We start from the raw sequence: 12,309 nt of genomic DNA, 5'->3' as shown, positions 1-12,309 counted from the left end.
CCGAGCGTACGTCGGTCCGCTGTCCGGTTCCGGGTGACGGCGGCGAATCGGGCGGGTCAGCCCTGCTCCAGCAGGTCAAGGGCCCGTTCCCAGGCGAACTCGGGGCGCCGGCCGTCCACTTCGGTCCCGCCGGTGTGCGGGTCGCCGAAGCGGACGCCCAGCCCGCGCAGCCGGCTCAGGCTCTCCTGGTAGGCGGGGTGGGCGGCCAGCGCGTCCGCGACGCAGGGCAGGACGGCGATCGGCACGCCCAGGCCGAGGGCCTCGCAGAGGGTGCCGACGGCGAGGGTGTCGGCGAGCCCGGCGGCCCACTTGTTGACGGTGTTGAAGGTCGCGGGGGCGACGGCCACCGCGTCCGGCGCCGGGAAGGGGCGCGGGTCGGAGGGGCGCCGCCAGGCCGACCGGACGGGACGGCCGGTGCGTGCCTCGGCCTCGGCGGTGTCGAAGAAGCCGTTCATGGCGATCGGGGTGGCGATGACCCCGACCTCCCAGCCGCGGTCCTGGGCCGCGGTGATCAGCCCGCCGACGCCCGCGGCGATGCCGGCCCCGCAGACGACGAGGTAGAGGAAGGGCTTCGAGGGCGCATCGGTCATCCGGGAACCCTATGCGGGTGCTACCGGAGCGGGAACGTCAGGCCCCGCTCGGACTCCGGGCGCGGACCGTGGAGCCGGCGTTCGCGCTCCTCGATCCGGACGTCGTTGATGCTGGCCTCGCGCCGGGTCATCAGCCCGTGCTGGTCGAACTCCCACAGTTCGTTGCCGTACGACCGCCACCACTGGCCGGCCGCGTCGTGGCACTCGTACTGGAAGCGGACCGCGATGCGGTCGCCGTCGAAGGCCCACAGGTCCTTGCGGAGCGCGTAGTCGAGCTCCCGGTCCCACTTCGCGGTGAGGAACTCGACGATCGCGGCGCGGCCGGTGACGAAGGTGTCCCGGTTGCGCCAGACGGAGTCCTCGGAGTAGGCGAGCGCCACGCGCCGCGGGTCGCGGGTGTTCCAGGCGTCCTCGGCGGCCTGGACCTTCTGGACGGCGGTCTCACGGGTGAACGGCGGCAGGGGCGGGCGGTCGGCCATGGTCTCCTCCTCAAGTGGAGAACGTGCGTTCTCCAGGTCGCTGCTAACGTAGGAGAACGCACGTTCTCTCGTCAAGGAGCCATCGGGAGTGGTCATGGACAGCGCGGTCGCGCGGGAGCAGGCCCTGGACGCCGCCGAGCGGCTGTTCTACGGCCGGGGGGTGCAGTCCGTCGGCATGGACGACATACGCGGCGCCTCCGGGGTCTCCCTCAAGCGGCTCTACCAGCTCTTCCCCGCCAAGGAACAGCTCGTGGTGGCCTACCTGGAGCGCCGGGACGTCCGCTGGCGGCAGCGGCTCTCCGCGCATGTCGAGGGGCAGCCGGACCCCCGGGAGCGGCTGCTCGCCGTCTTCGACTGGCTGGCGGGCTGGTTCGGCGAGGCGGACTTCCGGGGGTGCGCGTGGATCAACGCGTACGGCGAGCTGGGTGCCACCTCCGAGCGGGTGGTGGCCCAGGTACGGGGCCACAAGCAGGCGTTCCGGGACTACCTCGCGGACCTGGTGGCGGACGCCGGGCTGGACGCCGCGCTCACCGGGCCGCTGTTCCTGCTGGCCGAGGGGGCGATGGTGACCGCGGGCATCACCGGGAGCACGCGGCCCGCGGCCGAGGCGCGCGAGGCGGCCCGGGCGCTGCTGCGCGACCGGTGAGGTCAGGCCGCGGCCGGCGCCGAGAGCGCGGCCCGGGCCTGTGGGAGCGAGGCGGCCGCCGCCTCCCGGCCGGCCGGACGGGGCAACACGTCGACGCGGGTCGGCTCGGCGGCCGCGGGATGCAGCCGACCGGGTGGCGACCTACGAGGTGATCGCCGACCCGGCGCGGCTGCGCGGGCTGGAACCGGCGGTGGTGGGGGCACCGCCGGTCGTCGCTATCCCGTCGGCTCCTTGACGGTGATGGCGTGCACCGGGCAGGCCCGGGCCGCCTCCCGGACCAGCGGGTCGCCGCCGCCGTCCTCCTTGCCGGGGAGCAGGGTGCTGAAGCCGTCGTCGTCCTGGGTGAAGACGTTCGGGGCCGTCATGGCGCACTGGCCGGCTCCGATGCAGACGTCCGTATCGATCTCGATGTGCATGGCAGGAGCCTCTTACCAGGTCACGGGGAGTTCCAGCATCCCCTGGATCGTGTCGCCGGGTTTGAAGGGAATCTTCTCCGGCGGCGCGGCCAGCCGCAGGCCCGGGAGCCGCTCCCACAGGGTGCGCAGGGCGATCTCCAGCTCGGTGCGGGCCAGGTTCTGGCCCAGGCACTGGTGGATGCCGAAGCCGAAGGCCACGTGGTGGCGGGTCGGGCGGTGCCAGTCGATGCTGTCGGGGTCGTCGTACACGGACTCGTCGCGGTTGATGACCGAGGTCGCGAAGAGCACGCCGTCGCCCTTGCGGATGATGGTGCCGGCCACCTCGATGTCCTCCAGGGCGACGCGCAGCAGCCCGTCGGCGATGGACAGCATCCGCATCAGTTCCTCGACGGCGGCGGGCACCAGCGCGGGGTCGGCGCGCAGTTCGGCCAGCCGCTCGGGCTGCTGGAGCAGGGTGAAGGTACCGAGCGAGATCATGTTGGCCGTGGTCTCGTGCCCGGCGACCAGCAGGATGAGGGCCAGCGCGACGACCTCGTCGCGGTCCAGGGCGCCCTCGCGCAGCCGCTCGTGGACGAGGTCGTCCAGGACACCCTCGCCGGGCGCCCCGTCCCGGCTCTTGCGGTCGGCCAGGTCGCCGAGATAGGCCTCCAGCTGGTCGCGCGCGTCCAGGGAGTCCGCGGGCTCCGGACCGCGCAGCAACCGCCGGGACTGCGCCTCGAAGAACTCGTGGTCGGCGTACGGCACACCGAGCAGGTCGCAGATGACCATGGACGGCACGGGCAGGGCGAAGGCGCTCACCAGGTCGGCCGGCGGCCCCTGGGCGATCATCCGGTCGAGCAGTTCGTCGACGATCCGTTGGATGGCCGGCCGCATCCCGGTCGCCCGTTTGAGGGTGAAGTCCGGGATCAGCATCCGGCGCTGGGTCTGGTGCTCGGGGTCGTCGAGGCCGAGCAGGGCGACCTTGCGGCGCTCCCGGGCCGCCGCGAACCGGGCGTTCGGCATCGGGAAGTCGTCGCGTCGGCGGTCGCTGGAGAGCCGGGGGTCGGAGAGCAGCGCCCGGGCCGTGCCGTGGCCGGTCACCGCCCAGGCGGTGCGGCCGTCGTAGAGAGTGACGCGGGACAGCGGGGTGCCGTCGCGCAGGGGGTCGTAGCCGGTGGGCGGGTGGTAGGGGCACGTGCGGTCCTGCGGCCAGGCCACGGGGTCGGCCGGGTGGGCCGGAACAGTGGGTTCCGTCAGGTCCGTCAGTTCGTTCATGGAAGACCTCGCAGACGAATGTCGTACGTCGTGCCGATCTTCATTAGATGCCCGGGGCATCTATGGGACGACCGCAAGTTCAGCCAGATCGGTGAATCGGGTGATCTGGCCGAACCCCACGTGGTCGGGGGACGATTCCGCGCCGAAATTCGCTTGCCGGGGAGACGAGGCGGACCACAGGATCTGCGCATGAACACTCCTGACGCCGTGGTGCCGCTGACCTTCGCGACCGTCGGTCGGGGGCGGGTCCAGCAGCAGCCGAGGCGCCCCTGGAGGCCCGAGCCCGCACGCCCGTGACGGCCGCGCTCGTCGCCGGCCTGCTCGCCGGGTACGGGATCGCCGTCCCGGTCGGTGCGGTCGGCACATACCTAGTGTCCCTCACGGCCCGTACGTCCCTGCGGACCGGCGCCTGCGCCGCGCTCGGCGTCGCGAGCGCGGACGGCCTCTACGCTCTGCTCGCCGCGGTCGGCGGCGCCGCGCTGGCGACCGCGCTGCTGCCGGTGCTCGGGCCGCTGCGCCTGGTCTCGGCCCTGGTCCTGGTGGCCCTCGCGGTACGCGGTGCGGCGGTGGCGCTGCGCCAGTACCGGGAGCGGCGTCTTTCGGCCCGGGCCGAGCGGCCGGTACCCGGTCCCGGACGGGCGTATCTCGGCCTGCTCGGGATCACGCTGCTCAACCCCACGACGGTGATCTACTTCGCCGCTCTGGTGGTCGGCACGCGTTCCGCCGAGCCGGTACGGCCGCTGGAGCAGGGCGTCTTCGTCCTGGCGGCCTTCGCCGCCTCCGCGAGCTGGCAACTGCTTCTGGCGGGCGGCGGCGCGCTGCTCGGCCGGGGCCTGACCGGCCACCGGGGACGCCTGGTCACAGCGCTGCTGTCGAGCTGCGTGATGCTGGGGCTGGCGGCCCGGATGGTCCTGTCGCCGGGCTGAGACCCCGCCCGCGGCCAGGGCACGAAGGCCCCGGCCAGGGCGAGGCCGTTCTCGCAGACGTGGTGCCGGACGACCCGACCGCGCCGGACGGTGCGGTGCGGTGCGGGGCGAACCTGGCGTGATACGAGCGTCCCGTGGGGCGACCTGCCTCGGGCGCCGGCCGGACGGGGTGTGTGCACGACCGTGCCCACGGCGTGCGGTACGTGCGATCACCCGTGGGGCAAGGAGGGCCCGGTGTCGTGAGGATGATCCGGGGCGCCCGCGGTGTTGAATCGTGGCGTCAGTCTTGGAAGCGATGAGGGGACGGACCTCACATGCCTCTTGAGGGCGAGTACGAGCCCAGCCCGACAGGCTGGGTGCGCGAGCAGGTCGAGCTGTACGAGAGCTCCGGCGGGACGAAGGGCACCACCCTGATGGACACCGGGATGCCCGTCATCCTGCTGACCACCCTGGGGGTGAAGAGCGGGAAGATCCGCAAGACGCCGCTGATGCGGGTGGAGCACGACGGGAAGTACGCCGTGGTCGCCTCGCAGGGCGGCGCGCCCAAGCACCCCGTCTGGTACTTCAACATCAAGTCGCAGCCGCATGTCGAGCTCCAGGACGGGCCGGTCAAGCAGGACATGACCGCCCGTGAGATCACCGGCGCGGAGAAGGCCGAGTGGTGGGAGCGCGCGGTCGCCGCGTATCCGCCGTACGCCGACTACCAGAAGAAGACCAGCCGGGAGATCCCGGTGTTCGTGCTGGAGCCGCACCAGGGGAACTGACGGTTCCGGGAATCCTTTCCGGCCGGGGAACGTCGGAATTTAGAAAAATCTGTTTCCCGGAGGCATGAACCGGCATCGGGCCGGGCAGCCGAATGTCAGGCCCCGCCGCGTTCCCCCGTCGCGGCGGGGCTTTCTCCTGCCTCCCGCGCCGAGCGGTCGGTCACGTCCAGGAAGATCTGGTCGGTCTCGCCGAACTCCCCGTCCAGGGACCGCTTGATGCGCACCAGGACCTCCTCGACCTCCTCGCTGTCCAGGCCGGGCACCAGGTCGATGCGGGCCGCGACCAGCGTCGCGTCGAGGCCGAGCTTCATCGTGAACAGCGCTTCCACGCTGTCGATCTCGGGCTCCTCCGCCAGCCGCTCGCGGATCGTGCGGCTCAGCTCCGGGTCCGCGGCCTCCCCGATCAGCTGGGCGCGGGCCTCGGCGCCCAGCCGGTAGGCCACGAACACCAGCAGGACGCCGATGGCCAGCGAGGCGGAGGCCTCCCACACGACCTGTCCGGTGACCATGTGCAGCACCATGCCGGCCATCGCGAGCAGCACCCCGAGCACCGCGGTGCCGTCCTCGGCGACGACCGTGCGCAGCGCCGGATCCCGCAGCCCCCGGTCCTCCCGGCGGGCCTGGTGCAGCGCCCGGACCAGCGAGGCGCCCTCCGCGAGCAGGGCGACACCCAGCACGATCAGGCCCGCGACATAGCCGCTGAGCTTCTCGTCCGCACCGTTGCGCAGCGCCTCCACGCCCTGGAAGACGGAGAAGCAGCCGCCCATGACGAAGATCCCGACGGCCGCCAGCAGCGACCAGAAGAAACGCTCCTTGCCGTAGCCGAAGGGGTGCCGTTCGTCGGGCGGGCGGCGGCTGCGGCGCAGGGCGGCCAGCAGGAACACCTCGTTGAGGCTGTCGGCGACGGAGTGCGCGGCCTCGGACAGCAGCGCGGGCGAGCCGGCGACGACTCCGCCGACGGCCTTGGCCGCGGCGATCACCAGGTTGGCGGCGAGCGCCACGAAGACGGTCAGCCGGGTCCTGCGGTCGGCGTTCGACCGCTCCGCATGCCCCTGCGACTGCGCCTCCGGCCGCTCGTCGGGCTTCGTTTCCGGCTGCTCGTCCGGCATCTCTTCCCGCTTCTCCTCCGATGGCCCTTCCGACTGTTCTCGCCGCTGTTCCCGCAGCTGTTCTCGCGACTGTCCTTGCGACTGACCTTGCGACTGACCTTGCGACGAAGTCCCACTCACGACGGCCGACTGCCCCGGCACGGGCTGATCACACCGTACGGGAGGAGCGAATCGGGCAGCATCGGGGAACACGGTCCATCGGGCGCGTATCGGCAAGGAGGCACCATGAGCGGTGACAGCGGCAACACCTCGCTCGGGCACAAGGCGTTCAAACGGTCCCCCAGTCACTTCGCGGACCGGATCACGGCGGACGGGCGGGACGGCTGGCCGGTGGCGGCCGGGCGTTACCGTCTGGTGGTCAGCCGCGCCTGTCCATGGGCGAGCCGGGCGCTGGTGTCACGGCGGCTGCTCGGCCTGGAGGACGCCCTGTCGCTGGCCGTCACCGACCCGATCCAGGACGACCGCAGCTGGCGCTTCACCCTCGACCCCGACGACCGTGACCCGGTGCTCGGCATCCGGTTCCTCAGCGAGGCCTACGACCGCCGGGAGACCGGTTACCCGGGCGGGGTGAGCGTGCCCGCGATCGTGGACGTACCGAGCGGCCGGCTGGTCACCAACGACTACCAGCAGCTGACCCTCGACCTGGCCACCGAGTGGACGGCACTGCACCGGGAGGGGGCGCCGGACCTGTATCCCGTCGGGCACCGGGACGAGATCGACACGGTGATGGCCGAGGTCTACCAGGACGTCAACAACGGCGTCTACCGGGCCGGGTTCGCGCACGAGCAGAAGGTGTACGAGGAGGCGTGCGCGACGGTGTTCCGGCGGCTCGGCCTGCTCGCCGAGCGGCTGGCCGGGCAGCGCTACCTGGTGGGCGACACGATCACGGAGGCGGACATCCGGCTGTTCACCACGCTGGTGCGGTTCGACGCCGTCTACCACGGCCACTTCAAGTGCAACCGCTGGAAGGTGACGGAGAACCCGGTGCTGTGGGCGTACGCCAGGGACCTCTACCAGACGCCGGGATTCGGTGACACCGTCGACTTCGACCACATCAAGCGGCACTACTACCAGGTGCACACGGGCATCAACCCCACCCGTATCGTTCCCCTCGGCCCGGATCCCGCCGGGTGGCTGACGCCCCATCACCGGGAGCAGCTGGGCGGCCGGCCCTTCGGGGACGGGACACCGCCCGGCCCGGTGCCGGCGGCCGAGGAGGTCTCGGTCGCGGGACGGCCCTGACAACGCGGAGGCAGGCATGGCCAAGAGCAGGAAGAAACAGAAGCTCCCTCTCGTCTACGCGCCGCTCGGCTTCCTGCTGAGCTGGGCCGGCGGGGCGCTGGGCGCACTGGTCTTCCGCCGGACCTGGATGGCGCTGCGCGGCGAGGAGGACGCGCCGGACGCCCTGGACCGGGACCGCGGCTGGGGCGAGGTGCTGCTGGCCGCGGCGCTCCAGGGCGCCGTCTTCGCGGTGGTGCGCAGTGCTGTGGACCGCACCGGCGCCACCGCCATAGAGCGCTCCACCGGGACATGGCCGGCGACCCGCAAAGGCGGCCGGGACTGAGCGGGTTCAGCCCTGCTTGGGTGCCGCGGGCGGTACCAGCCGCAGGGTGAAGGAGTGTCCGGCCGGGTCGGCGTACCCCCGCTCCTCGTACGGCCCGGCCGCGTCCTTCGTGTCGAGCGGCCGTCCGCCGAGGCCGACCACCCGCAGCTCGGCCTCGTCGAGGTCCTCGACCAGGAAGTCGAGGTGGGCCTGGAACGAGTTCTCGGGCCGTGGCCAGCTCGGCGGGGTCGCGGTGACGTCGCGCCGGAAGGCGATCCGGAAGCCGCCGGCACGGATCTCGACCAGGTTGGCCGATGCCTCGCCGTCCTCGGCCTCCAGCAACTCCCGGTAGAAAACCGCGAGTTTCTCGGGTTCGGCGCAGTCGAGCACCACGACGGCCGCATTCACCAGTGCCATGTTTCCTCCCTGGGAAGGTTCTTGCCGTCCGTCTGTCCCCCATCACCGGATTCAGTCGGCCCGGCCGCTGTCGGCACCGTCATGACCGTGCGTCCTCGGCGGCACGGATCCGGGTGAGGCGGGCCTCGGCCGCCGTCAGCAGCAGCTCCAGGGCGGCCGGGTAGGAGCTGCCCCGCATCGAGGCCACGAGGTGGCGGGCGGTGGCCGCGATGTTCGGGTGGGTGGCGGCGGGCAGCCGGGCGTAGGTCGCCTGCCACACGTCCGCCTCGGCCTCGCGGGCGGGTCTGGGCAGGGCGGTGTTGGCGGAGTCGAGGGCGCTGTAGGCGAGGGCCTGGTCGACGAAGGCGTGATAGACGCGGACCGCCTCCGGGTCCGGGAAACCCGCGCCCCGCAGCACCCCGAGGATGGTCTCGACGGCCTGGATCTCGTACCTCCGCCCGGTCACCCGGTGGGCGCTGAGCACCGCCGCCCGGGGATGGGCGAGGGCGCCGGCGTGCATACGCAGGCCCAGGTCGCGCAGGTCGTCCCGCCAGTCGCCGGTGGGCCGCCAGACCCGCAGGGTGCGGCCGATCAGCTCGTCGGCGACGGCCAGCATCAGGTCGTCGGTGTGCCGGAAGTAGCGGTAGAGGGAGCTGGGGTCTGCGCCCAGGGCCCGGCCGAGGCGGCGCACCGACAGGGCCTCGGCGCCGTGCTCCTCGATCAGCCGCAGCGCCGTCTCGACGATCAGCTCCTCGGAGAGGACCACACCCTGTTTGGTGGGGCGCATGCGCCGCCGGTCGGCGGACGGGACGACTCGTTCGCTCATGGGGCCTCCCTTCCTGGTGGCGCACCTTATGACAACACCGTTGACCTGTGAAGTGCGCGGGCAGTTTCATGTGCGGTCACCGGGGCCGACCAGGTCCGGCCCCCAGGTGCGAGCGGAGCGCTGGCCATGACCGACAAGCCCTACAGAGTCGACCCCCCTGAGTTGCGCAGGTCCCTCGGCGTCCTCGACGGCGTCGCGGTCGCCGCGTCCAGTACGGCCGCGACCACCAGCATCGGCATCGGTCTGGGGGTGACGGCCGGGGTGGTCGGGCTGCATCTGCCGGCCATCATGCTGCTGGCGTTCCTGCCGGTGCTCGGTATCGCGGGCGCCTACTCCCGGCTGAACCGGGTGGAGCCGAACGCGGGCAACGGCTACGTGTGGGTGGGCCGTTCGCTCAGTCCGTGGCTAGGGTTCATGGTCGGGTGGGTGAACATCGTGGCGACGGTGGCCTTTCTCGCGTACACCACGGCGGTCACCGGGTCGGCGATGCTGCAACTGGCGGGCGAGGCGGGGGTGCACCGCGTCGGCGGGCTCACCCTGGACCCGGGTTCGACGGCGCAGACCACGGCCGTCGGCATCGTCGTCCTGGTCGCCGTCACCCTCACGGCGGTGACCGGCATCCGCACCGCCGCCCGGCTCCAGACCGGTCTGCTGGTCTTCGAGTACGTGGTGCTGCTCGGGTTCTGCGGCTACGGCATCGTCACCGGCCCGCACCCGTTCAGTCTGAGCTGGTTCGATCCGTTCGCGATCCCCTCGGCCACCGCGCTCGCCCAGGGCCTGCTCCTCTCGGTGTTCTGCTACTGGGGTTTCGAGGCCGCGTTCAGTGTCAACGAGGAGGTCCGCGACCCACGGGACGCCTCCCGGGCCGGGCTGATCACGCTGGTGACCATGCTGGGGCTGTTCCTGCTGGGCTCGGTGGCCTTCCAACGGGTGCTGTCGGAGCCGGAGCTGGCCGGGCACGGGGCCGAGGGGCTGGCGTTCTTCGGCGACCGGCTCGCCGCCCAGCCGTGGGCCGCGCTGCCGCTGGTGGCGCTGATGTTCTCGGCGACGGCCTCGCTCCAGGCCGGGGTGATCCCGACGGCGCGGGGCATGTTCGCGATGAGCCGGGACCGTACCCTCGGGCTGGTGTGGGCGAGGGTCAGTCCCCGGTACGGCACCCCGGCGGCCGGGACGCTGCTGATCGGGGCGCTGGCCACGGCGGTCGCCGCGCTCGCCCTGGTGATCCCGAGGCTGGCCGACATGATCATGGCGACGGTGAACGCGGTCGGTGTCGTCGTCGCCCTGTCCTACGCGCTCACCGCGCTGGCCGCCGCGGTGCGCTTCCGGGCGCTGCTGCGCGAGGACTGGCGGCAGGGCGTCCGGGCGGTGGTGCTCCCGGCGCTGAGCGCCTGCGCACTGCTGGGGCTGGGCGGCTACCTCGGCTGGTCCTTCTACACCTCGACCGACCACTTCGAGATCAGCGCGGACAACGGCTGGTTCCTGCTGACCACCCCGCTGGTGATGATCGCCTCCGGGTTCGCCGCGGCCGGATGGGCGAAGTACGTGCGCCGCTCACCGTACTTCCGCACCGGCGAGGGCACCGACGCCGACGCACCCCGGCTGCTCACGACCCCCAACTAAGGAACAGGAACGATGCACGCAGATCTGCTCTTCACCGGTGGACCCGTCCTCACCCCCGAGGGCCCGACGGCCACCGCCGTCGCGGTCACCGGTGAGCGCATCACCGCCGTCGGCTCCGCCGAGGAACTGCGGGAGCTGGCCGGGCCGCGCACCGAGGTGGTCGACCTCGCCGGGCGGCTGCTGCTGCCCGGATTCCAGGACGCACACGTCCATCCGGTGCCGGCCGGGCTCGAGTTGAGCCAGTGCGACCTGACCGGAGTGCGGACCGCCGCGGAGTCCGTGGCCGCCGTACGTGCCTATGCCGAGGCGCATCCGGAGCGGGAGTGGATCCTGGGCGGCGGCTGGTCCATGGAGGCGTTCGAGGGCGGTACGCCGACCCGGGAGCTGCTGGACTCCGCCGTACCGGACCGGCCGGTGTACCTGCCGAACCGGGACCATCACGGGGCGTGGGTCAACAGCCGGGCCCTGGAGCTGGCCGGGATCGACCGCGACACGCCCGACCCGGCCGACGGGCGGATCGAGCGGGACGCGTCCGGCGCGCCGAGCGGCACCCTCCAGGAGGGGGCGATGCGGCTGGTCGGCCGGCTCGCGCCGCCCGCCACCCCGGCGGACCGGCTCGCGGCGCTGCTGCACGCCCAGCGGCATCTGCACGCACTGGGCATCACGGCCTGGCAGGACGCGCTGGTCGGGGACTTCCTCGGCATGGACGACCCGTCACAGGCGTACCTGGCGGCGGCCCGGGACGGTTCGCTGACCGCGCGGGTGGTGGGCGCGCTGTGGTGGGACCGGGAACGCGGTGCCGAGCAGATCCCGGAACTCGTCGAGAGGCGGGCCGCGTTGAGCCATGGCAGGTTCCGGGCGGGCACGGTGAAGCTGATGCTGGACGGGGTCGCCGAGAACGGCACGGCCGCACTCCTCGACCCGTACCTCGACAAGTGCGGCTGCGCCACGGCCAACCGGGGCAAGAGCTTCATCGACCCGGCGCGACTGCCCGCGTACGTGACGGAGTTGGACGCGCTCGGCTTCCAGTGCCACTTCCACGCGCTGGGCGACCGGGCCGTACGGGACGCGCTGGACGCCGTCGAGGCGGCGCGGACCGCCAACGGCCCCAGCGACACGCGGCCCCACCTGGCGCATCTCCAGGTCGTGCACCCCGCCGACGTACCGCGTTTCGCCCGGCTCGGCGCCACCGCCAACATCCAGGCGCTGTGGGCCGCGCACGAGCCGCAGATGGACGAGCTGACGATCCCCTTCCTGGGGTCCGAACGGGCCGGTCGGCAGTACCCGTTCGGGGCGCTGCTGCGCTCCGGGGCGCGGCTCGCGGCCGGCAGCGACTGGCCGGTGAGCAGCCCCGACCCGCTCCAGGGCATCCATGTCGCGGTGAACCGGGTCGAACCGGGCGGCGACGCGCCGGTGTTCCTGCCCGGGGAGCGGCTCGGGCTCCGGGACGCGATCACGGCGTACACGGCCGGATCGGCGTACGTGAACCACCTCGACGACACCGGCCGGGTGGCGGTGGGGGCGCTCGCGGACCTGGTGGTCCTGGACCGCGATCCGTTCGCCGGGGACCCCGGGCACATCGCGGAGACACGTGTCACGCACACGTACGTGGCGGGCGCGCGAGTGTACTCGACTCAGGAGGCGTGAGCAGTAACACACATCACGGTGAGGTCACGCGTAGATCATTTACGCTCTGGGCAGCCTCGTACCGCTTCACGGCTCAACTTTCGAGCCACGAAG

Annotated in this window: 14 protein-coding genes; 7 read left to right on the top strand and 7 right to left on the bottom strand. The window is 72.4% G+C overall.

The annotated features are described in order from the left end of the window. Positions 1-56: 56 nt before the first annotated feature. Positions 57-590, bottom strand: a complete 534-nt coding sequence (locus ACWDGI_RS08380; RefSeq protein ID WP_450756662.1) for a flavoprotein — start codon at positions 588-590, stop codon at positions 57-59. A 20-nt stretch (positions 591-610) separates the two neighbouring features. Beyond that, positions 611-1,069, bottom strand: a complete 459-nt coding sequence (locus tag ACWDGI_RS08375; protein WP_450756660.1) for a nuclear transport factor 2 family protein — start codon at positions 1,067-1,069, stop codon at positions 611-613. A 94-nt stretch (positions 1,070-1,163) separates the two neighbouring features. On the opposite strand from ACWDGI_RS08375, the gene ACWDGI_RS08370 reads away from it, so the two are divergent. Beyond that, positions 1,164-1,715, top strand: a complete 552-nt coding sequence (locus ACWDGI_RS08370; RefSeq protein ID WP_450756658.1) for a TetR/AcrR family transcriptional regulator — start codon at positions 1,164-1,166, stop codon at positions 1,713-1,715. 215 nt (positions 1,716-1,930) lie between these two features. Here the strand turns inward: ACWDGI_RS08370 and ACWDGI_RS08365 are convergent, their stop codons facing one another. Together ACWDGI_RS08365 and ACWDGI_RS08360 are read right to left on the bottom strand one after the other, a co-directional pair. After that, the gene (locus ACWDGI_RS08365) at positions 1,931-2,131 is read right to left on the bottom strand and encodes a ferredoxin (RefSeq protein WP_362579320.1); all 201 of its coding nucleotides are present in this window, start codon (positions 2,129-2,131) and stop codon (positions 1,931-1,933) included. 12 nt (positions 2,132-2,143) lie between these two features. Continuing rightward, a complete protein-coding gene (locus tag ACWDGI_RS08360) occupies positions 2,144-3,385 on the bottom strand; it encodes a cytochrome P450 (protein ID WP_450756656.1) in 1,242 nt (413 codons plus the stop codon). A 293-nt stretch (positions 3,386-3,678) separates the two neighbouring features. Here ACWDGI_RS08360 and ACWDGI_RS08355 point away from each other — a divergent pair, with 293 nt between their 5' ends. Both ACWDGI_RS08355 and ACWDGI_RS08350 read left to right on the top strand, forming a co-directional pair. Further along, the gene (locus ACWDGI_RS08355) at positions 3,679-4,311 is read left to right on the top strand and encodes a LysE family transporter (protein WP_450756654.1); all 633 of its coding nucleotides are present in this window, start codon (positions 3,679-3,681) and stop codon (positions 4,309-4,311) included. 314 nt (positions 4,312-4,625) lie between these two features. Next, positions 4,626-5,075: a nitroreductase family deazaflavin-dependent oxidoreductase gene (locus ACWDGI_RS08350; protein ID WP_450756652.1), complete on the top strand. Its 450-nt coding sequence runs from the start codon at positions 4,626-4,628 to the stop codon at positions 5,073-5,075. Between the two features lie 95 nt (positions 5,076-5,170). On the opposite strand, the gene ACWDGI_RS08345 is transcribed toward ACWDGI_RS08350, so the two are convergent. Further along, complete coding sequence (locus tag ACWDGI_RS08345; RefSeq protein ID WP_450756650.1) at positions 5,171-6,184, bottom strand: cation diffusion facilitator family transporter; 1,014 nt, start codon at positions 6,182-6,184, stop codon at positions 5,171-5,173. A gap of 225 nt (positions 6,185-6,409) precedes the next feature. Between ACWDGI_RS08345 and ACWDGI_RS08340 the strand changes: the two genes are divergently transcribed. Together ACWDGI_RS08340 and ACWDGI_RS08335 are read left to right on the top strand one after the other, a co-directional pair. After that, positions 6,410-7,426, top strand: coding sequence for a glutathione S-transferase family protein (locus ACWDGI_RS08340; RefSeq protein ID WP_450756648.1), 1,017 nt, complete (start codon positions 6,410-6,412; stop codon positions 7,424-7,426). 16 nt (positions 7,427-7,442) lie between these two features. Beyond that, positions 7,443-7,748 carry a DUF4235 domain-containing protein gene (locus ACWDGI_RS08335; RefSeq protein ID WP_450756646.1) on the top strand — a complete coding sequence of 102 codons (306 nt, stop codon included), beginning with the start codon at positions 7,443-7,445 and terminating at the stop codon, positions 7,746-7,748. 6 nt (positions 7,749-7,754) lie between these two features. Here the strand turns inward: ACWDGI_RS08335 and ACWDGI_RS08330 are convergent, their stop codons facing one another. Continuing rightward, positions 7,755-8,144, bottom strand: a complete 390-nt coding sequence (locus tag ACWDGI_RS08330) for a VOC family protein (protein ID WP_450756644.1) — start codon at positions 8,142-8,144, stop codon at positions 7,755-7,757. Between the two features lie 79 nt (positions 8,145-8,223). Next, positions 8,224-8,949 carry a TetR/AcrR family transcriptional regulator gene (locus tag ACWDGI_RS08325; RefSeq protein ID WP_450756642.1) on the bottom strand — a complete coding sequence of 242 codons (726 nt, stop codon included), beginning with the start codon at positions 8,947-8,949 and terminating at the stop codon, positions 8,224-8,226. Between the two features lie 126 nt (positions 8,950-9,075). Between ACWDGI_RS08325 and ACWDGI_RS08320 the strand changes: the two genes are divergently transcribed. After that, positions 9,076-10,569 carry an APC family permease gene (locus tag ACWDGI_RS08320; RefSeq protein ID WP_450756641.1) on the top strand — a complete coding sequence of 498 codons (1,494 nt, stop codon included), beginning with the start codon at positions 9,076-9,078 and terminating at the stop codon, positions 10,567-10,569. Positions 10,570-10,581: 12 nt separating this feature from the next. Further along, entirely contained in the window at positions 10,582-12,216 is a 1,635-nt protein-coding gene (locus ACWDGI_RS08315) for an amidohydrolase (protein WP_450756640.1), read from the top strand. Positions 12,217-12,309 lie beyond the last annotated feature (93 nt).

This window comes from Streptomyces sp. NPDC001220 (assembly GCF_053597895.1).
Note: the sequence above shows the minus strand (reverse complement) of the source record. Positions and strands in the feature narration are given on the sequence as shown.